The organism is Humibacter ginsengiterrae (genome assembly GCF_054780115.1).
Window position 1 is genome coordinate 174,637 of the sequence record NZ_BAAGWY010000001.1, and the last position, 26,418, is coordinate 201,054.

Below are 26,418 nucleotides of genomic sequence, written 5' to 3' on the forward strand. Positions count from 1 at the left end.
GCGGTGAGGGCGTCACTCGCCGCGGAGCCGTACCCTGTCCGCGTCGATCTGCACGAGCTCGCGCTGGATGCCCGCCACCGCGTCACGGTCGCCGGGATCGGTGCGCTGGAGCCGGCCGAGGGCATCCGCCTTGCGTCGGAGCAGGTCGCGGTCGAGCAGCGACGCCGTCACCGAGGTCGCGAACGCCGCCGCGCCGGCTTCGTCGCGCGCCGGGATGGGCGCGACGCTGAGTTGTCTGACCAGGCCCGCGAACGGCGGCGGAACGTCGCGCGCGACGCGCTCCACCCAGGCGGATGCGCCGTACGCGTCGGCGTTCGCCGCGATCGCGTCGCGCACGACCGCGAGCGAGGCATTCGAGAAACCAGCGTGCGCGACCGCGCCCGCACGCTGCGCGCCGACGTGCTGCGGATATTGCAGCACCGCCATCAGCGCTTCGCGCTCGAGCCGGGTTGCCGGGTCGGAACCGATGCTCGCCAGCGAGACGTCCGGCTCGCGCGAGCCGGGCTCATCTTGTCCACGGCGGTCGTACGGGTCGCGGTCGCCGGGGCGAGAGCGGGCATCGTGCTCTCCGCGGCGCTCGTCCCGGCCTGCACCGCGCCCCGTCTGTGCTCCCGATGTGCGTCGCAGTGCAGCCTGCACAGCGGACTGCACCTCGCCGAGCTCGGCACCGAGCATCCGTGCCAGCTGCCTCGTGTAGCCGGGCCGCAGGGCTGCGTCACGGATTCCCGCCACGATCGGCGCGCACTCGCGTAGCGCGGCGACCCGGCCCTCGACGGTCTCCAGGTCGTACTTGCTCAGCGCCTGGCGGATGACGAACTCGAACATGGGTCGCTTCGCATCCACCATGCGGCGCACGGCGGCGTCGCCCTGCTTGAGCCGCAGATCGCACGGGTCGAGCCCATCGGGGCCCACGGCCACATAGGTCTGCGCGGCGAACCGCTGCTCCTCGCCGAAGGCCCGCAACGCGGCCTTCTGTCCCGCCTCGTCGGGATCGAATGTGAACACCACCTCACCGAGCCCGCTGTCGTCGCCGAGCACACGACGCAGCACCTTGATGTGGTCGACGCCGAATGCCGTGCCGCACGTGGCCACCGCCGTGTCGACGCCCGCGAGGTGGCACGCCATCACATCCGTGTAGCCCTCCACCACGACGACCCGGTGCGAGCGCGAGATCTCCCGCTTTGCCAAGTCGAGCCCGTACAGCACCTGCGCCTTGTGGTAGATCGCGGTCTCAGGCGTGTTCAGGTACTTCGGTCCCTTGTCGTCGTCGAGAAGCCTGCGCGCGCCGAACCCGACGGTCTGGCCGGTGACATCGCGGATGGGCCAGATCACCCGGCCGCGGAACCTGTCGTACGAACTGCCGCGCTCGCCCGTGGAGACGAGACCGGATGCCGCCAGCTCGTCGCCCGTGAAGCCGCGGCCGCGCAGATGGGCGCCCAGGGCATCCCATGCGTTCGGGGCGAAGCCGACGCCGAAGCGCTCTGCCGCGATGGGATCGAAGCCCCGTTCCCCGAGGAAGCGACGGGCGGCCTCCGCATCGGGCGCGCCGAGTCGTTCTCGAAAGAACTCCTCGGCGGCCGCGTTCGCGGCGATGAGCCGTGCACGGTTGCCGGACTCCGCCGCTGCGGGCCCGCCGTCCTCGTAGTGCAGGCTGTAGCCGATGCGCGCGGCGAGACGTTCAACGGCCTCGCTGAACGTGACGTGGTCCATCTTCATCAGGAACTCGTACACGTCGCCGCCCTCGCCGCAGCCGAAGCAGTGGTAGAGGCCGACCTGCGGGCGCACCTGGAAGCTCGGGCTGCGCTCGTCGTGGAACGGGCAGAGGCCCTTCAGGGAGCCCACACCGGCGGACTTGAGGGTGACGTAGTCGCCGACGATGTCGGCGAGGTTCGTTCTGGCCTTGACCTCTTCGACATCGCTCTGTCGAATACGGCCCGCCATGGCGTTGAGTTTAGAGTGTTCGCGCGGACGACACCGGCCTGTGCACTACTTGTGTGCGAGGCGCTCGTACCAGGAGATCGCCGACTGGTCGGTCAGGCTCGCGACCTGGTCGACGACCACGCGCTTGCGCGCGGCATCATCGGATGCCCGCCGCCAGTCCTCCGCGAATCCGGGATCGAGGTTCGCCTCACCGGTGGTCAGCAGCACGTCAGCAAGCTCGGCGAGCATCGTGCGCTGCCTGGCGTAGATCGGCTGGCGCGTGTTGCGCGACATCACGAACGTCGCGACGATGCCTTTCAGAACGGCGATCTCCGCCTGAATCTCCCGCGGCACCACCACGTCGGCTCCGAAGCGGATGAGGCTCGACTGCGGGAAAGCCTCCTTCGTGGCACGTGCCGAGGAGACCGCGAAACGGCCGATGAGCTGGCTCGTCAGGTTCTTCAGCCGCGCCTGCGCGCGACGCGAGCCGTCCCAGTCGTCGAGCCAGACATCCAGGCTGTCCAGCCGATCGAAGGCGGCGATGAGCTCATCGTGCCCGATCTCTCCGCCGATCCATTCGTACATGGAGCTGACAAGCGCGTCGTGGTCGACCCGCCGGCCGAGCGCGGCGACGTCGATGTACCCGTTCACGACAGCGTCTTCGAAGTCGTGCACCGAGTACGCGATGTCGTCGGAGAGGTCCATCACCTGGGCCTCGATGCACTTCACGCGCTCCGGTGCCCCCTCGCGCAGCCAGTGGAACGCCGGCTCGTCGTCGGCGTAGAAACCGAACTTGGCGCGTCCGCTGGGGTCGGCCACGGAGGATGACGCCGGCCACGGGTACTTGCAGCTCGCGTCGAGGCTGGCACGGGTCAGGTTGAGGCCGTACGGATGCCCGTCGCCGCCGAACACCTTCGGCTCGAGTCGCGTGAGCAGCCGCAGGGTCTGCGCGTTGCCTTCGAACCCGCCGATATCGCTCGACCACTCGGCCAGGGCCCGCTCGCCGTTGTGCCCGAACGGCGGGTGTCCGATGTCATGCGCCAGGCACGCCGTGTCGACCACGTCCGGGTCAAGGCCGAGGCTCGAGGCGAGCTCGCGGCCGACCTGAGCAACCTCGAGGGAGTGCGTCAGCCGGTTGCGCGCGAAGTCGAGCCCGGCCGTCGGGCTGAGCACCTGGGTCTTGGCGGCCAGCCTGCGCAGCGCGCTCGAGTGCAGCAGCCGCGCGCGGTCGCGAGCGAAGTCGCTGCGCCGGGTCGAGTGCTGCTCGGGCAACCACCGCTCCCGGTCGAAAGCGCCGTAACCGGTCGAACGGTCAGGAACGACGGGCTGCGTGATGCCCACAGCATCGGCGGCGGTGCCGGGGTCAGCCGCCACTCGTGTTCACCTCTGCCTCAGCAAGCTGCTCATGCTCGTCCGCCGCGATGGAGCGCGATTCCAGCCAGCGGTCCGGCAACGCGGGATTCTTCGGCGTGCCCGCGCGCCCACGTGGGCCCTCCGCGTCATCACCCGGGTACGGCTGCGCCGGGTCGAGCGTGCCCAGCAGGTCGTCGAGTTGCTGGAGCGACTCGACCGTGGCGAGACGCGCCCGGAGGTCGCCGCCCACCGGGTAACCCTTGAAGTACCAGGCGACGTGCTTGCGGATGTCGCGGCATCCGCGCTCCTCGCTCTCGAAGAACTCGACCAGAAGCTCGGCGTGCCGGCGGAACGCGGCCATCACCTCACCCAGGCCAGGACGCGCGGTCGCGGCCTCGGCCTCCTCTGCACTGATCTGGCCGGCGTGCGCCTTGAACGCCGCAGCAAGGTCGCCGAACAACCACGGACGGCCAAGGCAGCCGCGGCCGACCACAACGCCGTCGCACCCGGTCTGCTCGACCATGCGGATGGCATCCTGACCGGTCCAGATGTCGCCGTTGCCGAGCACCGGAACGCTGGTCACGGTCTCCTTGAGCTTCGCGATGGCCGACCAATCGGAGTGGCCGGAGTAGAACTCGGACGCCGTGCGCGCGTGGAGCGCGATCGATGAGACTCCGGCATCTTCGGCAATGCGACCGGCCTCAAGATACGTGAGGTGGTCCGCGTCGATGCCCTTGCGCATCTTGATGGTAAGAGGACGATCGCCGGATGCCTGCACCGCGGCGGTCACGATGTCGCGGAACAGGTCGAGCTTCCACGGCAGCGCGGCTCCGCCGCCCTTGCGGGTGACCTTGGGCACCGGGCATCCGAAGTTCAGGTCGATGTGGTCGGCGCGATCCTCGGCCACCAGCATCGTGACGGCCTCGCGCACGGTCTTCGGGTCGACGCCGTACAGCTGGATGGACCGAGGCGTCTCGCTCTCGTGGTGACGGATCAGCCGCATCGACTCGGGTGTGCGTTCGACGAGCGCACGGGAGGTGATCATCTCGCTCACGTAGAGACCGGCGCCGAATTCTCGGCACAGGCGGCGGAACGCGGTGTTGGTGATGCCGGCCATCGGCGCGAGCACGACGGGTGCGTCGAGGCGCAGCGGGCCGATGGCCAGCTGCGAGGGGCTTAGTGTTGCCAGAGGAGACATCGCTCACGATTCTCCCAGATTGCACCTGAAAGACCAGGTAAGACGTGAAAGAACAGGTATCGGCCGAGAGGAACGGGACGCGTATGCCGCAGGGACGCGAACGAGTCGTCGAGGATGCCGCAGCACGCGGAGTCGACGTACGGATCGTCGAGCGCCCGGCGGCCCGGTCCCTGCACGAGGCCGCTTCGCTGCTCGGCATCGAGCCGTCGGACATCGTCAAGACGCTCGTCGTGAAGCGGCACGACGGCGACTACCTGTTCGCACTCGTGCCCGGCGGCCGTAAGATCTCGTGGGCGAAGCTGCGCGCTCTGGTCGGTGTGAACAAGCTGTCGCTTCCGGATGCCTCGCTCGCCCTCGCCGCGACGGGATACGAGCGCGGGACCATCACGCCGTTCGGCTCGACCACCCCGTGGCCGGTCGTCGCCGACGCCGGGGTCGCCGGCCGCACAGTCGCCATGGGCGCCGGCGAGCACGGCTACAGCGCGTTCGTCGACGGCGACGCGCTGATCCGCGCGTTCGACGCCACGGTCGCCGACATCACCGACCCGGAGTAGCCCCCGGCGCCTCGTCGTGCACCGGCTGCGGAACGATGCAGACATCGCCGTCGCACACGACCGCGGTCGGGTCGCCAAAGGGCTTCAGCTCGGTCATGCCGACACCGCCTCCGACTCGTCGACCTGGTCGCGCTCGTTCCACACCTGCTCCAGCACCTGCGCGAACGTTGCCGCCTCCTGGGCGCCAGAGACACCGTATTTGCCGTCGATGACGAAGAACGGCACGCCGGAGATGCCATACTCCTGCGCCGTCGCCTGGTCCTGGCGCACTGCGGAGAGATAGTCGCCGTGCTCGAGCGCAGCACGCGCATCCTCGCCGTCGAGTCCTATCTCGGACGCGTAGCCGGCGAGATCGTCGATGCGGCCGACGTGCCCGCCCTCGACGAAGTACGCCTTCAGCAGACGCTCTTTCATCTCGGCCTGCTTGCCGTGCGCCTTGGCGTAGTGGATGAGCTCGTGGGCCTTGACCGTGTTGGTGTGCTGCATGGCGGCGAAGTCGTAGTCGAGCCCGACCTGCGCAGCGATACCGCTCACGCGCTCCAGCATCTGTGACGCCTGCTCCGGGCTGATCCCCTTGTGCTGGGCGAGGTAGTCCGCCTCGTTGCCCTCGAAGTCGACCGGCGTGTCTGGTGAGAGTTCGAACGAGTGATACTCGACCTCGACGCCGCGGCCGTCGCCGGCGCCGGCGAACAAGCCGGACCCTGCCTCGAACTTGCGTTTGCCGATGTAACACCACGGGCACGCCACGTCGGACCAGATGTCAACCTTGATGGGATCGCTCACATGCAGGTGCAACTGGCAGCGGGCGGCCGCTATTCCGCAGCGGTGGGCACGTCCACCGCTCCGCCGAAGCGGCGGTTGCGCGCCGCGTACAACTCGATCGCGCGCCACAGGTCCTGTCGTGTGAAGTCCGGCCACAGCGTGTCGAGGAACACCATCTCTGCGTACGCGCTCTGCCACAGCATGAAGTTGCTCGTGCGCTGCTCGCCTGAACTGCGCACGAACAGGTCGACATCGGGCAGCTCCGGCGCATACAGGTGACGCTGGATCGTCTTCTCGGTGACGGCGGAAGGACGCATCCTGCCCGCAGCGACCTCGTCGGCGATGCTGCGCACGGCATCCGCGATCTCGGTGCGGCCGCCGTAGTTGACGCACATCGTGAGCGTGAGCACGTCGTTGCCTGCCGTGAGTCGCTCAGCGAACTGGAGCTCCTTGATGACGGATGCCCACAGCCGCGGCTTCCTGCCAGCCCACCGCACGCGCACGCCCCACTCGTTCAGCTGATCGCGTCGCCGGTGCAGCACCTCACGGTTGAACCCCATCAGGAACCGCACCTCGTCGGGCGAACGCCGCCAGTTCTCGGTGGAGAACGCGTACACGCTCAGCTGCTTCACCCCGATCTGGATGGCGCCGGCGACGACGTCGAGCAGCGAGGCCTCCCCCGCCTTGTGGCCCTCGATACGGGTGAGGCCCTGCCCGTTCGCCCAGCGGCCGTTGCCGTCCATGACGAGCGCAACGTGCCCCGGTACGGCGGATGCCGGCAACCGCGGTGGGTACTCGCCCGTCCAATCCACGGGGCGGTAGGCGACAGCATCCTGGTGCGTGTACGGCTTCGGAGTCACGCCGTCTCCCCTGCAACTGCCCTGGAGACATGCGGAAGCGACCGTAGAGCGCGCTCCAGATGCCACTGCGTGTAGGCGGAGACGATGCCGCTCGCCTTGGCGCGAGTGCCGGCATCTGTTGACTCCGCCGCCGCCCATTCACCCCTCATGAGCGCGGCCAGCAGGTCGATGACGACGCGGCCGACGCGCGGCGCCCCCGGCGGAGCACAGTCGTCGCAAACTACGCCGCCCAACTGCACGACGACGCTGGTGTGCTCCCCCGGCCTGCCGCACCGCGCGCACGCGTCGAAGCTCGGCGCCCATCCGGCCAGCGACAGCGCCCGCAGCAGGTAGGAGTCGAGCGTGAGCGACGCGTCGTGCTCGTGCCGCGACAACGACCGCAGCGCACCGACGAGCAGCAGGTACTGCTGCGGCGATCCCTCCGACTCGGTCAGCCGGTCGGCCGTCTCGACCATGGCGTTCGCCGCGGTGAAGCTCGAGTAGTCTCCGGCGATCTCTGCACCGTATGCGCCGAGCGACTCCGCCTGGTTCACTATGTCGAGGCTGCGTCCCTCGTAGAGCTGCACGTCGGCGACCATGAACGGCTCGAGGCGCGCACCGAACTTCGAGGCCGTGCGACGAACCCCCTTGGCGACAGCACGCACCTTGCCGTGAGCCCTGGTCAGCATCGTGACGATGCGGTCGGCCTCGCCCAGCTTGTGGGTGCGTAGCACGACGGCTTCATCACGGTAGGTGGGCACCGGTCCATTATCGCCGCGGCGCTCGTGCACGGTGCGAACGCCCGCCGTCGCTGACGAAGAATAGTGGTGTGACCGAGTCCGCCTTCATCATCCCGCTCTGGGCGGATCTGACCGCCGTCGCACTCGGCGGCATCCAGGGCGCGCTGTTCGCTTCGGGATTCCGCGGACAGCGCCGGCTGGACCTGCTCGGGGTGGCCGTGATCGGAACCGTGGTGGGCCTCGGCGGCGGCCTCATTCGAGACCTGCTGCTCGTCGTGCGGCCCGCAATGCTGTCGAACAATTGGTATCTCATCACGGTCATCGCCGCGTCTCTGCTGGGGATGCTGCTGGCGGGTCCGCTGCGCAGGGTGAACGCGCTGATCGTGGTGCTCGATGCGCTCGTGATCGGGATGTTCGGCGCGTTCGGCACGGCAAAGGCGCTGGGGCTCGGCGTTCCGGTCGTTCCCGCTGTCTTCGTCGGCGTGTTCGCGGCAGTGGGCGGCAGCGTGCTGCGGGACGTGATCATGGGCCTGCCGGTGGCGATCATGCACGTCGGGTCGCTCTACGCCGTCGCCGCAGCGGCCGGATGCGTGCTGCTCGTCGTGCTGCACGCGTTCGGCGTCGGCCTTTTCGTCGCCGGTGTCGCCGGATTCGCGCTCACCGCGGTGATCCGCATTCTGGCCGTCGTGTTCGACCTGTCGCTTCCGGAGCAACGGATGCTCTACCGCCGCAAAGTGGCCGCGGAGACCTCCGCGATCCCGATCGTGAAGCCAGACAAGGGCAGCTCCGCCGGCTGAGCTCAGGTGGCGTCCCACAGCGCCCGATAGAACGCGATCCGCTCCTCGTCGGGATCCACCCCGTACGCCTCGTAGTACAGGCGGTCATAGCCGAGGCCGTAGTTCCACTCGGTGCTCCACGCGCCGATCGCGATGTCGGCCCAGCGGTCTGCGATGCCCATCCGGCCCAGATCGACATGACCGGCGACGGAGCCGTCGTCGTTCAACAGCGTGTTGGGGGCGCATGCGTCGCCGTGGCAGACCACAAGCGTGTCGACGGCCGGGGCGTCTCCCAGCCGCTCGAGGGCCGCCGCACGCTCCGGGATGCCAGACATCCGGCCCCGCTGAACACGCTCGCCGACCGACCAGTCGAACGGGCATCCGGCCACTGGCAGGGCTTCGTGCAGAGCGCGCAATCCCTCGCCCAGCGCAATGACCGCCGTTCGCGGCTCGGAGCGCCACCGATCCGTGACCGCGTTCGTGCCCGGCAACGCCCGCGTGACGAGCACCTCGCCGTCCTGGTCGGAGGAATAGCCGACGACCTCGGGAACGCGCGTGTGTACCGCCGCCCACTGCAGACGTTCCGCCTCTGCGGCCAAGTCGAGTTCAGCCCTGCTCTCGGGCGGCGCCCACTTCGCGAACACGCGGTCGCCGTCGGCCCGGCCCCGCACCGTGACGCCGCCCACCTCGTTGACCCACACGACGGCGTCGATGCCGTTCCCGAGCCGCCTTCTGAGCGGCTCGGGAACGGCGAACGACGCATGCGGTTCGCTCGCAAGGGAACGCGCGCCGTGCGACCCGGCCGGCACACCGCTGTCGGGCGCGGCCGCGCCGGGAAGACCAGGACTCAGCATCGAGCAGGATGTGGTGCGATCAGGCCGACGTCAGCTGACGCTCGGTCACGCCGTCGTCGACGCGCACCGCACGGTTGACGGCCGACACGATAGCTTTCAGCGACGCCGAGACGGTGTCCGAGTCGATGCCGACTCCCCACAGCCGCCGCTCGCCGACCTGCAACTCGACATAGGAGGCGGCCTGGGCGTCGCCGCCCTCCGACATGGTGTGCTCCACGTAGTCGTAGAGAGACACCTGGATGCCGCGTGCGGCCAGCAGCGCGAGGAACGCGTCGATCGGGCCGTTGCCGGCCGCCTCGGTCCACTCCACGTCGTGGCCGTCGCGCAGCTTCACCCGAAGTGAGAGGGTGCCTGACTCGTCCTTCGCCGTCGCCGTGGACTGCACCTCGAAGCGGCCCCACTTCGCCGTCTCGTCGACGCTCGGCAGGTACTCGTCGCTGAAGATGCGCCAGAGCTGGTCGCTCGTGACCTCGCCGCCCTCGGCATCCGTCTTCGCCTGCACCACCCCGGAGAACTCGATCTGCAGTTTGCGAGGCAGGTCGAGCGCGTGATCGTTCTTCAGCAGATAGGCAACTCCGCCCTTGCCGGACTGCGAGTTGACGCGGATGACCGCCTCGTAGCTGCGACCCAGATCTTTGGGGTCCACCGGCAGGTAAGGCACTGCCCACACGAGGTCGTCGATCTCGACGCCCTGCTCCGCGGCGTTCGCGGCCATCGCCTCGAAGCCCTTCTTGATGGCGTCCTGGTGCGAACCGCTGAAGGCGGTGAACACCAGGTCGCCCACCCACGGGTGCCGCTCGTTCACGGGAAGCTGGTTGCAGTACTCCACCGTGTGCTTGATGCCGTCGATGTCGCTGAAGTCGATCTGCGGGTCGATGCCCTGGGTGAACAGGTTCACGCCGAGCGCAACGATGTCGACGTTGCCCGTGCGCTCGCCGTTGCCGAACAGGCATCCTTCGATGCGGTCGGCGCCGGCGAGGTAACCCAGCTCGGCGGCAGCGATCGCTGTGCCACGGTCGTTGTGCGGGTGCAGCGACAGAATGACGTTCTCGCGGTGGTTCAGGTGCCGGGACATCCACTCGATCGAGTCCGCGTACACGTTCGGGGTCGCCATCTCCACCGTCGCCGGCAGATTGATGATCACATTGCGCTCCGGCGTGGGCTCGAACACCTCGAGCACCTGGTTGCAGATGTCGGCGGCGAATTCGAGCTCGGTGCCGGTGTAGCTCTCCGGCGAGTACTCGTAGTAGATCGTCGTACCGGGAACCGTCGACTCGAGCTCTTTGCACTTGCGGGCCCCGCGCAGGGCGATGTCGACGATGCCCCGCTGGTCGGTGCGGAACACCACGGCACGTTGCAGAACGCTCGTGGAGTTGTACAGGTGCACGATGGCCTGCTTGGCGCCTCGGATGGCCTCGTACGTACGTTCGATGAGGTGGTCGCGGGCCTGCGTCAGCACCTGGATAGTCACGTCGTCGGGGATGGCTCCGGTCTCGATCAGGCTGCGAACGAAGTCGAAGTCCGTCTGGCTGGCGCTCGGAAAACCGACCTCGATCTCCTTGTAGCCCATGCGCACCAGAAGGTCGAACATGATGCGCTTGCGCTCGGGGCTCATGGGATCGATCAAGGCCTGGTTGCCGTCGCGGAGGTCGACGGCGCACCACCGTGGTGCCTTGGTGATGCGGGCATCCGGCCAGGTGCGGTCGGGAAGCTCGACACGGATCTGCTCGTGAAACGGCCGATACTTGTGGATCGGCATTGCAGACGGCTGCTGGGTGTTCTGCATGGTCTTCTCTTCTTCTCGTTCTCGCGAAACTTGTTCAGCCGACGACGAACTCCGCGACGAGGGAGGCCGAGAGACTAGGCCTCGTCGCGGCAGCTAAGAAGGAGCATGCCGAAGCGCACGAGATCATGGTACACCCGTCGCCCAGGCGTTCCGTCACCGCGGCATCCGGGCGGCCTGTCAGATCTGCCGAGTGCTCGCTGCCGCAAAACGCTGACGGATGCTCCCCAGCCCCTCGATCTCGCTCGTCACGCTCTGTCCCGGCTCCAGGTACACACGGGGGCTACGCCCGAGGCCGACGCCCTCGGGGGTGCCGGTGAAGATCACGTCTCCCGGCAGCAGCTCGACGAGCGCGGAGAGGCGGGCGATGAGCGACGGCACGGAGAAGATCATGTCGCTCGTGCGTCCGTTCTGCAGAACCTCGGTCCCGCCGTCGGCGCGGGTGAGCGTGCATCCGATCGAAAGGTCGGATCGGTCCGCGATCGTCGCCAGTTCGTCCAACGTGACGACGGCCGGACCGATCGGGGCGAAACCCTTCAGGGATTTGCCGATCGAGAACTGCGCGGGCGCACCCCAGAATTGCACGGTGCGGTCGCTGATGTCCTGGCCGATGGTGAGGCCGGCGACGTGGCTCCAGGCGTCCTCCTCGCGGATGTCGCGACCACCCTCGCCGATCACGGCCACCAGCTCGACCTCCCAGTCCACGGTGTCGCTGGTGAGTTCGACGTCGACGTCGGCCCCGGTGAAGCTCGAGACGAACTTCGTGAACACCATGGGATTCTCCGGGATGTTCAGTCCGGACTCTCCCGCGTGGCTCGCGTAGTTCAGCCCGATCGCGAACACCTGCGGCGGCCTCGGAACGGCCGGCCCGAGGTCGCGAGCCACGAAGGGGGCACCGGCTGAGGCATCCTGCGCGCCTGCCCACTGCACGAACTCACGCCAGCGGTCGTACACGGCCTGCGGATCCGACGAGAAGCGTCCTTCGCTGGCCTGCTCCACGTCGAGGGCGCGGTCATCGGAAAGGAGCACGAGTCGTCCGGAGAGGTTGGCGATGCGCACAGCTACCTGCTTTCGGTGCAATACGGAGTAAGAATCTGCGACAGAGCCGGAGGAAACATCCGACCAATCGAGCGTAGCGGAACTCTATCGCGGCGTTGCCGCTCAACGGCTCAATCGGGCCGGCCACATGAGCAAGCTCGCGCGGTCAGCGAACGAGGAAGTCGCGCATGGCGATCCCGAGCGCCGGATCGGTGACCGCGCTCATGTGGTTGCCCGGGATCTCGACGAACCTCGCCAGCGGCATGGCATCGGCCAGTTCGGGACCGGAACCGTGCCCGCGGTCATCCTCGCCCATGACGACCAGTATCGGAGTGGCGATACCGGCGAGCTCCTCCATCGTTGCTCCCACCGAGGTCTCGAGCACGAGACGCAACGGCACCGGGTCGCCTCCGGTGGTATGCATGAAGGCCTCCGAGCGCCACTCCTCGGTGCCCCTCTCGTGCTTTCCGAGGCCGTCGAAGACGCGAGCGAAGAACTGGTTGCGCTTCTCCACCTCGGTGATGCCGCCGAGACCCATGCCCGCGACTATCGCGCGACGGGGCTGGGCGCCGCGCACGAGCATCCGCACCGTCGTGCGCGCCCCGAGCGAGTAACCGCCCAGGTCGTACTCGGTGAGCCCGAGCTGTTCGATAAGGCCGAAAGCATCGTCGGCGAGCACGTCACGCGGATAGTGCTGCGGATCGTGAGCCTTGTCGCTGTCGCCGTGTGCGCGCAGATCGGGCATGATCACCCGGAAGCCGGAGTCGGCCAGCAGCTTCGCGTGTCCGTAGCGAATCCAGTTCACGTAGGCCGTGGAGAAGAATCCGTGGATCAAGACCACGGGGCGACCGTCGCCGAGCTCGCGATAGGCGAGGGCTGCGCCGTCGCGTCCTCGGTAGCGGTTCACGGGCAGATCGGGCATGCGCGGCATCCCTCCAGCCTACGGATGCCTGACCGCCTGCTGCGCTATGGCTCGAACGTTCTGCTGCCGGCGTCACCGGCGGTCATCGCACCGCCTCAGCGGACAGCATGAGCTCCGCCACGTCGGACGCGGCCATTCGCGGCCCATCGTGCACGATGCGGCCGTCGGCGAGCATGATGATGCGATCCGCGTGGCTTGCGGCGACCGGATCGTGGGTCACCATGGCGACGCTCTGCCCATAGCCGTCGGATGCCTCGGCCAGCAGCGCGAGCACCTCCCGTCCCGTACGGGAGTCGAGGTTGCCGGTCGGTTCGTCGGCGAAGATCACCTCGGGCCGTGTCGCGAGCGCCCTGGCGATGGCCACCCGCTGCTGCTGGCCACCAGAGAGCTCGTACGGGCGGTGCGCCGTGCGGGCTGCGAGGCCGAGCGCGCCGATCAGCTGATCGATCCAGCCGAGTTCCTCGGCACTCGGCCTCCTCCCGTCGAGTTCGAACGGAAGCAGGATGTTCGCGCGCACGTCGAGCACCGGCACGAGGTTGAACGACTGGAACACGAACCCCGCCGAGCGACGGCGGACTCGAGTGAGCTCGCGGTCGCCGAGCGCGGTCAGTTCCCGGTCGCCCAGCCACGCACGCCCGCTCGTCGGGCCGTCGAGCCCTGCCATCACGTGCATCAGAGTCGACTTGCCTGAACCGCTTGCACCGATCACGGCGGTGAACTCGCCGCGGCGGATGCCGACGGAAACGTCGTCCAGAGCGGTCACGGCACTGCTTCCCGTGCCGTAGGTCTTCGTGAGGCCTGCGACGCGCGCGGCAAGCCCGAGGTCCGAAGGAGAGATCTGCATACCTTCGACGCTACGGATGACCCTTGGCGTCATCGTCGGCCGAGCGGGCCATTCCGATGCGACCTCAGGATGACCCGCACCGCTGCCGTCGGTCTACTCCACGAGGCCGTTCTCGTAGGCGTACGCGACCAGCTGCACGCGATCGCGCAGCCCGAGCTTGGTCAGCACGCGCGAGATGTGCGTCTTCACGGTCGCCTCGGAGAGGTACTCGCGCTCGGCGATCTCGCCGTTGCTCAGAGCCCGCGCGGCGAGATCGAAGATCTGCCGTTCCCGAGTGGTCAGCGTCTGCAGCTCGGCGGGAACCCGCTTCTGAACGCGCGTCGTGAACTGCTCGAGCAGCCTGCGGGTGGCTGACGCCGCGATGACGGCGTTGCCGGCATGCACGGTGCGGATGGCGGCGAGCAAAAACTCGGGGTCGGCATCCTTCAGCACGAATCCGCTCGCGCCGGCCTGAATGGCCCTCGCCGCACTCTCGTCGACGTCGAAGGTCGTGAGCACGAGCACACGCGGCGTCGCGCCGGTGTTGCGGGCGACGATCTGCGCTGTGGCGGCGACGCCGTCGAGCTCCGGCATCCGCACGTCCATCAGGATGACGTCGGGTCGCTCACGCGTCGCCAGCTCGACCGCCTCTCGTCCGTTCGCGGCTTCTCCGGCGAACTCGAGGTCTGCTTGCGACTGGATGAGCATGCGCACGCCGGCCCGGAACAGCGCCTGGTCGTCGACGAGTGCCACTCGGATGCGATCGGTCACTCTGCAGCCTCTCCTCGGGGTGCCACCGGGGTCGGCAGCATCGCGAACACTTCGTACATCCCTGCCGTGTCGGGCGCGGGTCCAGCGGACACCGTGCCACCCGCCAGTGCTGCTCGCTCGCGCATGCCGGGAAGGCCGTGCCCCGCCGATCGTACGGCGTCGACGGGGGCTGTTCCGGCGGGAACGCTCACCACAGCATTGCGCACGCGCAGATGCAGGGCTTGCGGCTCCCAGAGCAGCTCGACGCTCACCGCTCGCGCGGTGTCGCCATGGCGAAGCGCATTCGTCAGCGCCTCCTGCAGGATGCGGTACGCGGCGAGCCCGGTCCCTTGCAGCAACGGAACGGGCGTGCCGCTCGTGGACTCGGCGATCCTCAGCCCCGCACCCCGCATGCCGGCGATCAGCGCAGGCAGGTCGTCGAGCGAGGGCTGCGGGCCGTCGGGCACTTCCTGCCGCAATTGCGTGAGCAGCAGACGCACCTCGGTGAGCGCGGACCGCGCGGTCGCCGAGATCGTGCCGAGGGCATCCGACTGCACTTCCGGACTGGTCGCCCCCGCGTAGCGTGCACCATCGGCTTGTGCGATCACCACGGCCAGGGAGTGAGCGACGACGTCGTGCATGTCCCTGGCGATGCGTGTGCGCTCCTGCTCGATCGCGGACTCGTACGCGGCACGCTGAGCGGCGACGGCCGCCTGCACTTTCGCTTCCCGCGACTGGCGCACCGTGCGGGCCAGCAGCCCCAGAGTCCAGCTCAGCACGAACAACGTGAGCATGCCGATGCCGAGGGCGATCAGCGTCACGAGGGTGTGCGTCGGGGACCCGACCGGGTTGAAGTACTGGTCGCGTGACGACAGCGACAGATACACCGCGGCGATAGCACCGCCCGCGATCGAGGACCCGAGCCCGATGAGCCGCACGGTGCGGGAACCGTAGGATGCCGACGCGTAGGCGACGCCGAGCACGGCGGCATCCGCGGGGGTGACGGCCATGAGCACCGCGATCTGCAGCAGCGCGCCCGCCCAGGCTCCGATCACCGCCAGTGCAGGGCTGAGCCGGCGCACCGCGAGAGCGCCGCAGAGCAGCAGCGCGACGACGGGTCCCGCGATGACCGACTCGGCTGTGGCGCTCCAGATCACGAACAGCAGCAGCACGCTCGCGACGACGATGTCGACGATGAGCTGTGTGCGGCTGATGGATCGAATCACCCGTCAACGGTACTGGCGGCGACCGCACGCCCGATGCCGATCCCGGCCGGAATCATCCTCGAGACGGATGCGCGTGCATCCGATCGACGGAGGCTACCCGCTTCAGAATCCGAGACGGCCGAGCTGCTTCGGGTCGCGCTGCCATTCCTTGGCCACCTTCACCCGCAGCGAGAGGAAGACCTTTCCCCCCACCAGCGGTTCGATCTGAGCCCGCGCGGTCTCGCCGATGGTTCGCAGCCGCGAACCGCCCTTGCCGATCACGATGGCCTTCTGGCTGTCGCGCTCCACGAACAGGTTCGCGTAGATCTCGGTGAGCGGCTTGTCGTCGCGCTCCACGATGTCGTCGATCGTCACCGCGAGTGAGTGCGGAAGCTCGTCTCGCACGTCTTCGAGCACTGCCTCGCGGATGTATTCGGCGATCCGGTCCTGCAGCTGTTCATCGGTGATCGTGTCATCCGGGTACAGCTGGGGAGAGACAGGCAGAAGGCGGATCAGTTCCTCGACGAGGATGTCGAGCTGGTCATTGCGCACCGCAGAGAGCGGGATGATCGTGTCCCACTCGCGCAGGCTCGACACGGCAAGCAGCTGGTCGGCGACGGCGGCCTTGGATGCCGCGTCCGTCTTGGTGACGATCGCGACCTTCTTGGCGCGCGGGAAGTCGTCGAGCCGCTCGTTGATGAAGCGGTCGCCCGGCCCGACCTTCTCGTCGGCGGGCACGCAGAACCCGATCGCGTCGACGTCGCCGAGCGTCGACTGCACGAGCGAGTTCAGGCGCTCTCCGAGCAGCGTGCGTGGGCGGTGGATGCCCGGGGTGTCGACGACGATGAGCTGACCGTGCGGCCGGTTCACGATCCCGCGGATCGCCCGCCGTGTCGTCTGCGGCTTGGAGCTCGTGATGGCCACCTTCTCGCCCACGAGCGCGTTCATCAGGGTCGACTTGCCCACGTTCGGGCGCCCGACGAACGAGACGAATCCTGCCAGGTACGGCTGGTCGTGCTCGGCCGGATCGTCCTTGGGCTCGTGGGTGCGCTTCGCGCGGCTCATTCGTTGTTTCCTCTCGCCCGCCCCGCCGGCTGTGCCGGAACGGGGCCCGTTCGCTCACGCCCGTCGTCGGAGCGACCTCGTGTCGGCACCGCTTCGATCGCACCGCCGGATGCCTCGGCGATGCCGAACAGGGCGGCGTCGCGTTCCGCCAGCACCGTGCTGATCCGGCGCCTCCGACCCTCCGCTCGGTCCGCCGTCAGCCGCAGCCCGCCGATCGTGGCCACCGAGCCTTCTACCGGCAAGCGCCCCAGCGCCTTGGCCAGCAACCCGCCGACCGAATCCACGTCGTCGTCATCGAGCTCGATGCCGAACAGGTCGCCGAGCTCGTCGACCGGCAGCCGTGCGCTGACCCGGAACCTGTCCTCCCCGAGCGGTTCCACGAGCGGCACGTCGTGGTCGTACTCGTCGGAGATGTCGCCGACCAGCTCCTCGATCAGGTCCTCCAGGGTGACGAGGCCGGCGATGCCGCCGTATTCGTCGACAACCATCGCGAGGTGGTTCGACTCCAGCTGCATCTGCCGCAGCAGGGCATCCACCTTCTTCGACTCCGGCACGAACAGCGCCCGGCGGGCGAGAGCGCCGATAGTGGCGACGTCCACGTCGAGCGGCCGCTCGTACGCCTCCTGCGCCAGGTCGCGCAGGTACAGGATGCCGGACACCTCGTCGACGTCGTCGCCCACAACCGGCATGCGCGACACGCCCTTCGCGAGGAACAGGCTCATCGCGGCCGAGACGGTGGCGTCGGCATCCACGGTCACCATGTCGGTGCGAGGGATCATCACTTCGCGCACGAACGTCTCGTTGAACTCGAAGATGGAATGGATGAGCTCGCGGTCGTCCTCCTCGAGCACATCGAGGTCGGCGGCCTCGTCCACGATGCTGAGCAGTTGTTCCTCGTTGGCGACCGCCGCCGATCTCGCCCGAGACGGAGTCACCCGGTTGCCGAGTTCGACGAGTCCACGGGCGATCGGGCCGATCAGAACCCGGATGCCGTGCACGAGCGGAGCCGTCGCGACGAGCAGTCCCTTTGCGTGCGCGCGACCGACGCTGCGTGGACTGGTGCCGACGAGCACGAACGACGCTCCCGTCATGAGCGCGGCGGAGAGGATGAGTGTGAGCCACCACTGCGAGAACACGCTCGCGAACGCGAGGGTGACGAGCACGGCGGCCGTCGTCTCGGCGACGATGCGGGAGAAGCTCACCGCGTTCAGGTGCGCTCCCGGATCGGTGGAGATCGCCTCCAGCGACCGACGGAAGCGCGACGTCTGCGCCAGCTCCGCGACATCTGCACGTGACTGCACCGAGATGGCCGCATCGACGGCCGCCATAAGACCGCCGAACGCCACCAGCAGCAGCGCGATGACGAAGAACAGAGCGATCACGTGAGCGCCTATCGTCGTCGTTCGGCGACCGCGAACCCCACGAGCACGTCGCGCTGGATGGCGAACATCTCGCGCTCCTCATCCGGCTCCGCGTGGTCGAATCCGAGCAGGTGAAGGATGCCGTGCGCGGTGAGCAGCTTCAGCTCGTCCATCAGCCCATGCCCAGCAGCTTCGGCCTGAGCGCCCGCCACCTGCGGGCAGAGCACGACGTCGCCGAGCAGCCCCGCCGGCGTCGGCTCGTCTTCTGTGCCCGGCCGCAACTCGTCCATGGGAAAGCTCAAGACATCCGTGGGCCCAGGCTCATCCATCCACTGCACGTGCAGCTGCTCCATGGCCGCCTCGTCGACGAGAAGGATCGCCAGCTCCGCCTCGGTCGACACGTGCATCATGTCGAGCGCGTAGGCGGCGAGGCGCTGCAGCGCCGCCTCGTCGACCTCGACGGCCGATTCGTTGTTGACTTCGATGCTCACGGGGTCCTCTTCGCGTGTCTTGGCTTCGGCTGCTGCGTGCGATTGCGCTCGGCGTCAGCGACGCTTGGGCGGCAGGTGGTCGCGCGGAATCGATCCGCGGCGTTCGGCGCGGTTCGCGAACTCCCTTGCCTGCTCACGCTCGTAGTGCTCGGCCTGCTTGCGCGCGTCGTACTCGGTGTACGCATCCACGATGCGTCCGACGAGCGTGTGGCGTACGACGTCGTCGCTGGTCAGCCGTGAGAAGTGGATGTCCTCGATGCCGTCGAGCACGCGCGTCACCAGCCGCAGACCGCTCGCCGATGTGGGTAGGTCGATCTGCGTGATATCGCCGGTCACGACCATCTTCGAGCCGAACCCGAGTCGCGTGAGGAACATCTTCATCTGCTCTGGCGTGGTGTTCTGCGCCTCGTCGAGCACGATGAACGAGTTGCTCAGGGTTCGCCCGCGCATATAGGCGAGCGGTGCGATCTCGATGGTGCCGCTGGCGAGCAGCTTCGGCACGAGCTCGGGGTCCATCATCTCGTTCAGCGCGTCGTAGAGGGGACGCAGATACGGGTCGATCTTGTCTGTCAGCGTGCCGGGCAGGTAACCGAGCCGCTCCCCCGCCTCGATCGCCGGCCGGGAGAGGATGATGCGCTCGACTTCCTTGCGCTGCAGCGCCTGCACGGCCTTAGCCATCGCCAGATAGGTCTTGCCGGTGCCGGCAGGTCCGATGCCGAACACGATCGTGTTGTGGTCGATCGCGTCGACGTACTCTTTCTGCCCGAGCGTCTTCGGCCGGATGGCCTTGCCGCGAGACGTGAGGATCGCCTGACCGAAGACGTCGGCTGGGCTCGATCCGTTCTCGATGATCCTCGCCGAGCTCGTCACCTCCACCGGTGAGAGGTCTTGTCCTTCGCGCACCATGACCAACAACTCCTCCACGAGCGTGCGGGCGGCCTCGACTTGGGCCGGATCGCCCGTGATCGAGATGTCGTTGCCTCGCACGTGCACGCTGACCAGCGGGTACTGCTTCTCGATCGTCGTCAGCAGGCGATCCTGCGCCCCGAGCAGTCGCACCATGGCGACGCCGTCGACGTGCAGCCGGGCTTCCGCGTTGTCGCGGGCGACGTCGGCCGCGGCCGACGTCTCATCACTTCGAGCCAAGTGTTCCTTCCGCTAGACCCCCACCGAGCACATGTGCGTGCACATGGAAGATCGTCTGGCCGGCCGATTCGCCGTTGTTGAAGATGAGACGGAACTCGCCGCCGGCGCGCTCATCGGCGACTTGCTTCGCCACCTCGACGACGTGCGCCAGCAGCACCGGATCTTCTGCGGCCAGCTCGACAACGTTACGGTAATCGGCCGTCTTGGGCACAACGATGACATGCACGGGCGCCTGCGGAGCGATGTCGTTGAACGCGATCACCGAGTCGTCCTCGTACACCACGTCGGCCGGGATCTGCCGTTCGATGATGCGCGTGAAGATGCTCGGCTCCGTCTGAGTCATACCTTTCATTCTACGAAGAACGACCACGCCGGCGGGCTTGGTTCTGCACGGCCATCGCGTCGCGATCGTCGGTCGATCGCGGCCGGCCGCCGATCACCAGCGTCCGATCGCTGCATTCAGCACCGCGATCGCCGCCGGCCCTGCGCTCGACGTGCGCAGCACGGAGTCGCCGAGGCGAACCGAGGTCGCGCCCGCGGCCGTCAACCGTTGCGACTCCTCCGGGGCGATGCCGCCCTCCGGGCCGATCACCACGACGAGGTCGCGATCATCTCCGGCGGCCAAGCGGATGCCCGTGAGCGGCACCACCGCGCCCGGCTCGAGCACGAGCATCCGGCTGGTGGACGCGCGCTCGGCCAACCGGGCGGTCGTCACCGGTTCGGCCACGTCGGGCAACCATGCGCGCATCGACTGCTTGGTGGCTTCGCGCACGATGGCGCGCCAGCGCTCAACGCCCTTGCGTGCCTTGTCACCCTGCCAGCGCGACACGGACCGGGACGCCTGCCACGGCACCACCTCGTCGACGCCGAGTTCGACCGCGGCCTGCACGGCCAGCTCGTCCCGGTCTCCCTTCGCCAGCGCCTGCACCAGCACGGTTCGGGGCCGTGCGCGGTCGATCTGCGAGACGGCGTCCACGCGCACGACCACCCTCGACGGCTCGGCCGTGAGTACGGCACCTTCGACGACGAGCCCGCGCCCGTTCGTCACCTTCAGTGCGTCGCCCACCCGGGTGCGGCTCACGCTGACGATGTGCCTGGCCTCCGCGCCCTCGAGCATGACCTCGGCACCGGTGGCGGCATCGTCGAGGTCTTCGCGCAAGTAGAGGTTGGCCATGCGCGTCTAGAGGAATCTGTCGCGCAGCTTGGCGAACAGTCCCTGCTGGAACCGCGCGAGCGACGGTTCTTCCGTCTTGTGATGTTTGGCGAACTGCTCGATGAGGTCGCGCTCCTTGCGGTCGAGCTTGGTCGGGGTAACTACCTGCACGCCCACTCGCAGGTCGCCGCGTCCCGTGCCGCGCAGGTGCGTGATGCCCCTGCCCTTCACGACGATGACGTCCGCGCTCTGCACACCCGGCTTGAGTTCGAGGTCGATGTCGCCGTCGAGCGCCTTCACCTTCGTGTGGGTGCCGAGCACGGCATCCGCCATCGACACCGTCAGCGTGCACAGCAGGTCATCGCCGTCGCGGCTGAACACGTCGTGGTGGCGCACCTTGATCTCCAGATAGAGGTCGCCGTTCGAACCGCCCGCCGGACCCGCCTCGCCACTGCCGGGCATCTGGAGCCGGAGTCCGGTGTCGACACCGGCCGGAATGTCGACCGGCACGGTCCGCCTGGCCCGCACCCGCCCCTGTCCCTGGCAGGTCACGCACGGCGTGGCGATGACCGTGCCGTATCCGCGGCAGGTGCCGCACGGCGAGGAGGTCATGACGTTGCCGAGCAGCGAGCGCACCGTGCGCTGGATGCTCCCCGTCCCGTGGCAGATGTCGCATGTGACGGGCGCGGTGCCGGGCTGGCAGCAGGAACCCCCGCAGGTCTCGCACACGACGGCGGTATCGACCTCGAGATCGCGGTGAGCTCCGAAGATCACCTCGTCGAGGTCCACCTCGACCCGCAGCAGGGCATCCTGTCCGCGTTCCCGGCGCGAGCGCGGGCCGCGCTGAGCGCCGCCCGTCGCGCCACCGAAGAACGTCTCGAAGATGTCGCCGAAGCCGCCGAAGCCTCCCCCGTCGAAGCCGGGTTGTGGTCCCAGGTCGTACTGCTGCCTCTGCTGGGGGTCGCTGAGCACGTCGTAGGCGTGCGTGACGAGCTTGAACCGCTCTGCGGCCTCGGGGCTCGGGTTCACGTCGGGGTGCAGTTCACGCGCGAGCCGGCGATATGCCTTCTTGATCTCGTCGGGGCTGGCGTCGCGGGCGACGCCGAGTACTTCGTAGTGGTCGGCCACGGAAGAGGGGTTTCCTTAACTGATCGTGTACTGAACGTTTCTCACCGCCACGGCAGGGTCACTCGCCGAGCAGCCGGGAAAGATAGCGGGCCACCGCACGCACGGCGGCCATGTTGTTGGAGTAGTCCATTCGGGTCGGGCCGAGCACGCCCAGCCTGGCAGCGTCGATGCCCGAACCCGCATAGCCGCTGGCCACGACGGATGCCTCGGAGAACGGCGAGACCGCGTTCTCGCGTCCGATCCGTACCGAGACGCCGTACTGCTCTCTGTCCAGCTCGCGGGCCATCTCGCCGAACAGCTTCAGCAGCTCCACCTGCTCCTCGATAGCCTCCAGCACGGGCGTCACGCTGCCGGTGAAGTCGTTCTCGGTGCGCACGAGGTTCGCGGCTCCCGCCATGATGAGGCGCTCCTGACGGGTCGCCTCGATCTGTTCGACGATCACCTGGCACAACGAGGCGACGGTCTCCCGCGCCTGCGCGGTCCACCGCTCGGCCGGAAGAGTGGAAGGAAGGCGACGGAGCACGACTGCCGCATCCGCCAGTCGCAGCCCCGCGCTCTGGGCGTTCACCTGTGCGCGCACCTCGGCGAGGGCATCCTCTCCCAGATCGCCATCCGGTTCGGCGACGCCCTGCTCCACGACGCCCGAGTCGGCGATCAGCACGCACAGCACGCGGCGCGGGGCGAGCGGCACGAACTCGATGTGGCGCACTCTGGCACGTGACACCGACGGGTACTGCACGAGAGCGACCTGGTGGGTCAGCTGCGCGAGGAGGCGCACCGTGCGCGCCAGAACGTCGTCCACGTCGACGGACTGGCCGAGGAACACCTCGATCGCCTGGCGCTGAGCGCTGGAGAGCGGGCGCAGTTCGGACATCCTGTCGACGAACAGCCGGTATCCCTTGTCGGTGGGCACACGCCCTGAGGAGGTGTGCGGGGCCGCGATGAGCTCCTCCTCCTCGAGGGCCGCCATGTCATTGCGGATGGTCGCAGCGGAGACGTCGAATCCGTGCCGCTCCACGATGCTCTTCGAGCCGACCGGCTCTCGGGATGCCACGTAGTCCTGCACGATGACCCGGAGGACCTCGAGGCTGCGTTCTGTCACCATGGCGCCAGCTCCCTTCCGGTCATCGACTCCGGCCCGCACGCGATTGGCACTCGTTGCGGTCGAGTGCCAATCATATCCCGGGCGCACGACGAGGGCGTCTCCGTCCACGGTGCGGCACAGCATCCACCCGCTGCGTTCCGAACAGGTGAAAGGAGTTTCAGGCTAACGACCCACGATGCCCACCGTGAAACTGCTCCTCTTCGGCCACCGGTGGTAGGGGCCAGTCCGCTCACTACGGCGCGGAATCATTGCAGTCGAGCATGGCGAGCAGTACTTTTAGCGCTATCTCGCAAAGGGCGAGATACGCATCTTGCATGCCGTCGAAAGGCGCACCGTCATGAGCGATCCGAATCTCCCTCAACAGCCGGCCGGTGAAAACGCACCCCCGGCGCCGCCGCCCCCTCAATACGGGCAGCAGACCCCTCAATACGGGCAGCAGCCTCCGCAGTACGGGCAACAGCAATACGGCCAGCAACCGCCCGGGCAGCAGCAGCCGCCGCAGTACGCGCAGCAGCCGCAGTACGCGACTCCGGCCGGGCCCCTGACGCCCGAGCAGGACAAGTCCTACGCCGCGTGGTCGCACTTCGGCGGCGCGATCGCCTTCCTCGCCTTCTTCATCGGGTGGCTCGCCATCCTGGCGATCGTCCCGTCGCTGGTGTTCTATCTGGCATTCGGGAAGCGCGGAGAGCGGGTGCGCAATGAGGCGAAGGAGGCGCTGAACTTCCAGATCACCATGGTGGGAGCCATGATCGTCTGGGCGATCGTCGCCGCCATCATCTACGCGGCCCTGTTCGTTCCCCTCGTGCTCGGCGGCGGCTGGTTCGTGCTGGGGCTGATCCTCGCCCTGGTCGGGTGGGCGCTCGTGGTGATCGACGTGGTCTTCTCGATCATCGGCGGCGTGCGCGTCAACGCGGGAGGCAGCTACCGCTACCCGTTCGCGGTGCGATTCATCAAGTAGCCGACCGTCGCAACACGCGGACGGCATTCATCACCTACGAAGGAGAGCTCATGAGCAACGTCCCACCCCCTCCCCCGCAGAATCCGTATCCGCAGAGCCAGGCGCGCCAGATGCAGCCCGCCGACGAGAAGCTGTGGTCGATGCTCATCCACCTGGGTGGCGCGATCATCTCATTCCTCAGCTACGCGAGCCTCGCCTTCCTGCCCGCGCTGATCGGGTTCCTCGTACTGAAGGACCGGGGGCCCTTCGTGCGCGAGAACACGAAGAACGCCCTCAACTTCCAGCTGACGATGCTGATCGGTGTCATCATCGGCTGGATCACGGCGTTCATCCTGATCGGATTCCTGATCCTTCTCGCGGTCTGGATCGTCAACATCGTGTTCAGCATCATCGCGGCGGTCAAGGCCAACCACGGGGAGAACTACCGGTACCCGATCACCATCCAGTTCATCAAGTAGCAGTCAGCCGTCGCACGACGGCGTCCGCCAGAAGCCGTCCTGTGCGGGTCAGTTCCACCGATCCGTACAGGGCGGCTTTCGCATTCACGAGACCGTCCGCGATGAGGCCGGCGACCGCGGCGCGTCCTGTCGCGCCGAGCGCTTTCGTCGGCAGTCCGTCGCGGATGCGCACCCGCAGCAACACGTCCTCGAATGCCCGCGTCGCGGCATCCAGAGTTTCCCGCCCTGCCGCGGGCGAGTCGCCGGAGAGCACACGTTGCGCGTAGGCGGCAGGATGCTTAACGTTCCACCAGCGCACGCCGCCGACGTGACTGTGTGCACCTGGACCGACTCCCCACCAGTCGTGCCCCAGCCAGTAGCCGAGGTTGTGCCGGGAGCGGTGTGCGGCATCCGTGGCCCAGTTGCTCACCTCGTACCATTGGAATCCGGCGGACTGCAGCCGATCGTCGGCGAGTTCGTACATGTCCGCCTGCAGGTCGTCGTCGGGCCCCGGAAGGTCTCCTCGACGGATCTGCCGCGCCAGCTTCGTGCCATCCTCGACGATGAGCGCGTAGGCGGAGAGGTGATCGGGCTTGCACTCCAGCGCGGCGTCGACCGACGCCGACCAGTCGGCGAGGGATTCCCCCGGGGTGCCGTAGATGAGGTCGAGGCTCACCTGCAGGCCGGCATCCTTCGCCCAGCGCACCACTTGCGGCACGCGTTCCGGATCGTGCGTGCGCTCGAGCGTGCGCAGCACGTGCGCAACGGCCGACTGCATGCCGAACGAGACCCGGGTGAATCCGGCGGCGGAGAGCTCCGCGAGGTACCGAGCGTCCACGCTGTCGGGATTCGCCTCCGTCGTCACCTCGGCCCCTGCGGCGAGGCCGATCGTGTCTCGGACCGCGCTCAGCATCGAGTTCAGATCGCTGGACGGGAGCAGAGTCGGCGTGCCGCCGCCGAAGAACACCGTGGCGGCGGGACGAGCCGCAACGCCGGTACGTTCCAGAACACCGGCCGCGAATCGCACCTCCATGGCCGCCTGCTCCGCGTAGTCCGCCTGGCGTGCACCGCGCAGTTCCGTTGCCGTGTAGGTGTTGAAGTCGCAATATCCGCAGCGCACGCGGCAGAACGGCACGTGCAGATACACGCCGAGGTCGCGCGCGGTCGCGCCATCGGCTGCGCTCGCCGGCAGCAGCCCGTCGGCAGGAGCGGGATCAGCGATCGGGAGTGTGCTCGGCACCCTCGACCCCATCGGAGTCGTCGTCCGTCTCGCCGGCAGCCACATCGGCCGCTGCCGGAAGCTGCGGTTCGTCATGCACCGTGACGTGCGTCACCGTGAGCGCGGTCGGCGCGTTCCGCTGTGCGTCGTCGTCGCCGACCCCGGGGGTCTGCGCGACGCCAGGGCTCCCGGTGACCGGGTGCAAAGCACGCAGGTAGCGCTTGCCCAGCCGGCGCTGCGAGGCGAACGACACCGGGGCGATCATCTTGCGCACGCCACCGGCGGCCCGGGAGAACGACCGCATCGTGAGCCACACCGAGTCGTCTTCGCGCTGCTCGAGCACGAACGACTCCTCGCCGGAGAGCGGATGCCCGTTCATCGTTCCGTAGCCGAAGCCGACGCGGTGCTCCTCCTCGATCACATACACGACGCGCACGGGGGCGTTCACATGGAACGGACCGAACGGAACGCGCAGCACCGCTGTCATGCCGTTGGCTATGTACGGATGCCCGTCCTCGTCGAAGACCGCCTCGGTACCGTGGTGCGGCTCGAGTCGCTCGGGGGTGCCGTCGGCCGCGTAGCGCACGCCGGCGTACTCCTCGCCGCTTCCGGGATCCACGTGGGTCACCTCGACGCCGCTCCCGCGCTGCACGCCCCACGTCATGAGCGCTCGCGCCGACGTGGTGAAACGCTCGTCGCCGCTGCCGAGCCTGATCGAACGCGACGTCGGGCGGTAGCCCTTCGGGGGATGCTGCGTGAGGTCGTGGGCGAGCGTCGCTCCGACCGCAGCGTAGGTCACCGGCTGGTCGGTGAAGGTACTGCGTCGCATGGCCATCAG

27 protein-coding genes are annotated in these 26,418 nt (G+C 68.1%); 4 read left to right on the forward strand and 23 right to left on the reverse strand.

Annotated features, from left to right (window positions below):
- Nucleotides 1-12: 12 nt before the first annotated feature.
- From dnaG to dusB, 3 genes are read right to left on the reverse strand one after another with little or no spacing between them, the layout of a single operon-like run.
- A complete protein-coding gene (dnaG, locus tag ACYVII_RS00890) occupies nt 13-1,941 on the reverse strand; it encodes a DNA primase (RefSeq protein ID WP_460529552.1) in 1,929 nt (642 codons plus the stop codon).
- A gap of 45 nt (nt 1,942-1,986) precedes the next feature.
- Entirely contained in the window at nt 1,987-3,255 is a 1,269-nt protein-coding gene (locus tag ACYVII_RS00895) for a deoxyguanosinetriphosphate triphosphohydrolase (RefSeq protein WP_460530500.1), read from the reverse strand.
- 28 nt (nt 3,256-3,283) lie between these two features.
- Nucleotides 3,284-4,471: a tRNA dihydrouridine synthase gene (dusB, locus tag ACYVII_RS00900; RefSeq protein ID WP_460529555.1), complete on the reverse strand. Its 1,188-nt coding sequence runs from the start codon at nt 4,469-4,471 to the stop codon at nt 3,284-3,286.
- A gap of 83 nt (nt 4,472-4,554) precedes the next feature.
- Between dusB and ACYVII_RS00905 the strand changes: the two genes are divergently transcribed.
- Complete coding sequence (locus ACYVII_RS00905; protein ID WP_460529558.1) at nt 4,555-5,025, forward strand: aminoacyl-tRNA deacylase; 471 nt, start codon at nt 4,555-4,557, stop codon at nt 5,023-5,025.
- Nucleotides 5,026-5,118: 93 nt separating this feature from the next.
- Here ACYVII_RS00905 and ACYVII_RS00910 read toward each other — a convergent pair whose 3' ends face one another.
- From ACYVII_RS00910 to recO, 3 genes are read right to left on the reverse strand one after another with little or no spacing between them, the layout of a single operon-like run.
- Nucleotides 5,119-5,808 carry a DsbA family oxidoreductase gene (locus tag ACYVII_RS00910; protein ID WP_460529561.1) on the reverse strand — a complete coding sequence of 230 codons (690 nt, stop codon included), beginning with the start codon at nt 5,806-5,808 and terminating at the stop codon, nt 5,119-5,121.
- A gap of 29 nt (nt 5,809-5,837) precedes the next feature.
- Nucleotides 5,838-6,647 (reverse strand): undecaprenyl diphosphate synthase family protein, encoded by an 810-nt coding sequence (locus ACYVII_RS00915; RefSeq protein WP_460529564.1) that lies wholly within the window; start codon nt 6,645-6,647, stop codon nt 5,838-5,840.
- Nucleotides 6,644-7,387, reverse strand: coding sequence for a DNA repair protein RecO (recO, locus tag ACYVII_RS00920; RefSeq protein WP_460529567.1), 744 nt, complete (start codon nt 7,385-7,387; stop codon nt 6,644-6,646). Before recO ends, ACYVII_RS00915 begins: the two co-directional genes overlap by 4 nt.
- Before the next feature lie 68 nt (nt 7,388-7,455).
- On the opposite strand from recO, the gene ACYVII_RS00925 reads away from it, so the two are divergent.
- Nucleotides 7,456-8,163, forward strand: a complete 708-nt coding sequence (locus ACYVII_RS00925; RefSeq protein WP_460529570.1) for a trimeric intracellular cation channel family protein — start codon at nt 7,456-7,458, stop codon at nt 8,161-8,163.
- Between the two features lie 2 nt (nt 8,164-8,165).
- On the opposite strand, the gene ACYVII_RS00930 is transcribed toward ACYVII_RS00925, so the two are convergent.
- From ACYVII_RS00930 to hrcA, 15 genes are all read right to left on the reverse strand, one after another.
- A complete protein-coding gene (locus tag ACYVII_RS00930; protein ID WP_460529573.1) occupies nt 8,166-8,996 on the reverse strand; it encodes a phosphotransferase in 831 nt (276 codons plus the stop codon).
- 19 nt (nt 8,997-9,015) lie between these two features.
- Nucleotides 9,016-10,782 (reverse strand): 2-isopropylmalate synthase, encoded by a 1,767-nt coding sequence (gene leuA / locus ACYVII_RS00935; RefSeq protein WP_460529576.1) that lies wholly within the window; start codon nt 10,780-10,782, stop codon nt 9,016-9,018.
- Nucleotides 10,783-10,959: 177 nt separating this feature from the next.
- Entirely contained in the window at nt 10,960-11,838 is an 879-nt protein-coding gene (locus ACYVII_RS00940) for a fumarylacetoacetate hydrolase family protein (RefSeq protein ID WP_460529579.1), read from the reverse strand.
- A gap of 145 nt (nt 11,839-11,983) precedes the next feature.
- Nucleotides 11,984-12,748 (reverse strand): alpha/beta fold hydrolase, encoded by a 765-nt coding sequence (locus ACYVII_RS00945; RefSeq protein WP_460529582.1) that lies wholly within the window; start codon nt 12,746-12,748, stop codon nt 11,984-11,986.
- 73 nt (nt 12,749-12,821) lie between these two features.
- Complete coding sequence (locus ACYVII_RS00950; RefSeq protein ID WP_460529586.1) at nt 12,822-13,583, reverse strand: ABC transporter ATP-binding protein; 762 nt, start codon at nt 13,581-13,583, stop codon at nt 12,822-12,824.
- A gap of 93 nt (nt 13,584-13,676) precedes the next feature.
- Nucleotides 13,677-14,333: a transcriptional regulator gene (locus ACYVII_RS00955; RefSeq protein ID WP_460529589.1), complete on the reverse strand. Its 657-nt coding sequence runs from the start codon at nt 14,331-14,333 to the stop codon at nt 13,677-13,679.
- Complete coding sequence (locus tag ACYVII_RS00960) at nt 14,330-15,538, reverse strand: sensor histidine kinase (protein ID WP_460529592.1); 1,209 nt, start codon at nt 15,536-15,538, stop codon at nt 14,330-14,332. Before ACYVII_RS00960 ends, ACYVII_RS00955 begins: the two co-directional genes overlap by 4 nt.
- Nucleotides 15,539-15,640: 102 nt before the next feature.
- Nucleotides 15,641-16,582: a GTPase Era gene (era, locus tag ACYVII_RS00965; protein ID WP_460529595.1), complete on the reverse strand. Its 942-nt coding sequence runs from the start codon at nt 16,580-16,582 to the stop codon at nt 15,641-15,643.
- On the reverse strand, nt 16,579-17,961 hold the full coding sequence (locus ACYVII_RS00970; RefSeq protein ID WP_460530503.1) for a hemolysin family protein: 1,383 nt from the start codon (nt 17,959-17,961) through the stop codon (nt 16,579-16,581). Before ACYVII_RS00970 ends, era begins: the two co-directional genes overlap by 4 nt.
- A gap of 11 nt (nt 17,962-17,972) precedes the next feature.
- Complete coding sequence (gene ybeY / locus ACYVII_RS00975) at nt 17,973-18,434, reverse strand: rRNA maturation RNase YbeY (RefSeq protein ID WP_440294829.1); 462 nt, start codon at nt 18,432-18,434, stop codon at nt 17,973-17,975.
- A gap of 54 nt (nt 18,435-18,488) precedes the next feature.
- Entirely contained in the window at nt 18,489-19,496 is a 1,008-nt protein-coding gene (locus ACYVII_RS00980) for a PhoH family protein (protein WP_460530505.1), read from the reverse strand.
- Nucleotides 19,497-19,566: 70 nt separating this feature from the next.
- Nucleotides 19,567-19,923: a histidine triad nucleotide-binding protein gene (locus ACYVII_RS00985; RefSeq protein ID WP_460529599.1), complete on the reverse strand. Its 357-nt coding sequence runs from the start codon at nt 19,921-19,923 to the stop codon at nt 19,567-19,569.
- 93 nt (nt 19,924-20,016) lie between these two features.
- Nucleotides 20,017-20,754, reverse strand: a complete 738-nt coding sequence (locus ACYVII_RS00990) for an RsmE family RNA methyltransferase (protein WP_460529602.1) — start codon at nt 20,752-20,754, stop codon at nt 20,017-20,019.
- Between the two features lie 6 nt (nt 20,755-20,760).
- Nucleotides 20,761-21,861 carry a molecular chaperone DnaJ gene (gene dnaJ / locus ACYVII_RS00995; RefSeq protein ID WP_460529605.1) on the reverse strand — a complete coding sequence of 367 codons (1,101 nt, stop codon included), beginning with the start codon at nt 21,859-21,861 and terminating at the stop codon, nt 20,761-20,763.
- Nucleotides 21,862-21,919: 58 nt separating this feature from the next.
- Nucleotides 21,920-22,966: a heat-inducible transcriptional repressor HrcA gene (gene hrcA / locus ACYVII_RS01000; protein WP_460529608.1), complete on the reverse strand. Its 1,047-nt coding sequence runs from the start codon at nt 22,964-22,966 to the stop codon at nt 21,920-21,922.
- 337 nt (nt 22,967-23,303) lie between these two features.
- On the opposite strand from hrcA, the gene ACYVII_RS01005 reads away from it, so the two are divergent.
- Together ACYVII_RS01005 and ACYVII_RS01010 are read left to right on the forward strand one after the other, a co-directional pair.
- The gene (locus ACYVII_RS01005; protein WP_460529611.1) at nt 23,304-23,924 is read left to right on the forward strand and encodes a DUF4870 domain-containing protein; all 621 of its coding nucleotides are present in this window, start codon (nt 23,304-23,306) and stop codon (nt 23,922-23,924) included.
- Between the two features lie 50 nt (nt 23,925-23,974).
- Nucleotides 23,975-24,382: a DUF4870 domain-containing protein gene (locus ACYVII_RS01010; RefSeq protein ID WP_460529614.1), complete on the forward strand. Its 408-nt coding sequence runs from the start codon at nt 23,975-23,977 to the stop codon at nt 24,380-24,382.
- Here the strand turns inward: ACYVII_RS01010 and hemW are convergent.
- Together hemW and ACYVII_RS01020 are read right to left on the reverse strand one after the other, a co-directional pair.
- Entirely contained in the window at nt 24,375-25,601 is a 1,227-nt protein-coding gene (gene hemW, locus ACYVII_RS01015; protein ID WP_460529617.1) for a coproporphyrinogen-III oxidase family protein, read from the reverse strand. The two genes, ACYVII_RS01010 and hemW, sit on opposite strands and share 8 nt — an antisense overlap.
- Complete coding sequence (locus ACYVII_RS01020; protein ID WP_460529620.1) at nt 25,576-26,409, reverse strand: DUF1990 family protein; 834 nt, start codon at nt 26,407-26,409, stop codon at nt 25,576-25,578. The genes hemW and ACYVII_RS01020 overlap by 26 nt, the downstream gene beginning before the upstream one ends.
- Nucleotides 26,410-26,418 lie beyond the last annotated feature (9 nt).

What these genes read in the sequence shown, in the direction of transcription:
- leuA (WP_460529576.1), bottom strand. Translation starts at nt 10,782, where the DNA reads ATGCAGAACACCCAGCAGCCGTCTGCAATGCCGATCCACAAGTATCGG.
- ACYVII_RS00930 (WP_460529573.1), bottom strand. Translation starts at nt 8,996, where the DNA reads ATGCTGAGTCCTGGTCTTCCCGGCGCGGCCGCGCCCGACAGCGGTGTG.
- ACYVII_RS00985 (WP_460529599.1), bottom strand. Translation starts at nt 19,923, where the DNA reads ATGACTCAGACGGAGCCGAGCATCTTCACGCGCATCATCGAACGGCAG.
- hrcA (WP_460529608.1), bottom strand. Translation starts at nt 22,966, where the DNA reads ATGGTGACAGAACGCAGCCTCGAGGTCCTCCGGGTCATCGTGCAGGAC.
- ACYVII_RS01020 (WP_460529620.1), bottom strand. Translation starts at nt 26,409, where the DNA reads ATGCGACGCAGTACCTTCACCGACCAGCCGGTGACCTACGCTGCGGTC.
- ACYVII_RS01005 (WP_460529611.1), top strand. Translation starts at nt 23,304, where the DNA reads ATGAGCGATCCGAATCTCCCTCAACAGCCGGCCGGTGAAAACGCACCC.
- ACYVII_RS01010 (WP_460529614.1), top strand. Translation starts at nt 23,975, where the DNA reads ATGAGCAACGTCCCACCCCCTCCCCCGCAGAATCCGTATCCGCAGAGC.
- dnaG (WP_460529552.1), bottom strand. Translation starts at nt 1,941, where the DNA reads ATGGCGGGCCGTATTCGACAGAGCGATGTCGAAGAGGTCAAGGCCAGA.
- ACYVII_RS00945 (WP_460529582.1), bottom strand. Translation starts at nt 12,748, where the DNA reads ATGCCGCGCATGCCCGATCTGCCCGTGAACCGCTACCGAGGACGCGAC.
- era (WP_460529595.1), bottom strand. Translation starts at nt 16,582, where the DNA reads ATGAGCCGCGCGAAGCGCACCCACGAGCCCAAGGACGATCCGGCCGAG.
- ACYVII_RS00950 (WP_460529586.1), bottom strand. Translation starts at nt 13,583, where the DNA reads ATGCAGATCTCTCCTTCGGACCTCGGGCTTGCCGCGCGCGTCGCAGGC.
- dusB (WP_460529555.1), bottom strand. Translation starts at nt 4,471, where the DNA reads ATGTCTCCTCTGGCAACACTAAGCCCCTCGCAGCTGGCCATCGGCCCG.
- ACYVII_RS00990 (WP_460529602.1), bottom strand. Translation starts at nt 20,754, where the DNA reads ATGGCCAACCTCTACTTGCGCGAAGACCTCGACGATGCCGCCACCGGT.
- ACYVII_RS00905 (WP_460529558.1), top strand. Translation starts at nt 4,555, where the DNA reads ATGCCGCAGGGACGCGAACGAGTCGTCGAGGATGCCGCAGCACGCGGA.
- ACYVII_RS00980 (WP_460530505.1), bottom strand. Translation starts at nt 19,496, where the DNA reads ATGGTGCGACTGCTCGGGGCGCAGGATCGCCTGCTGACGACGATCGAG.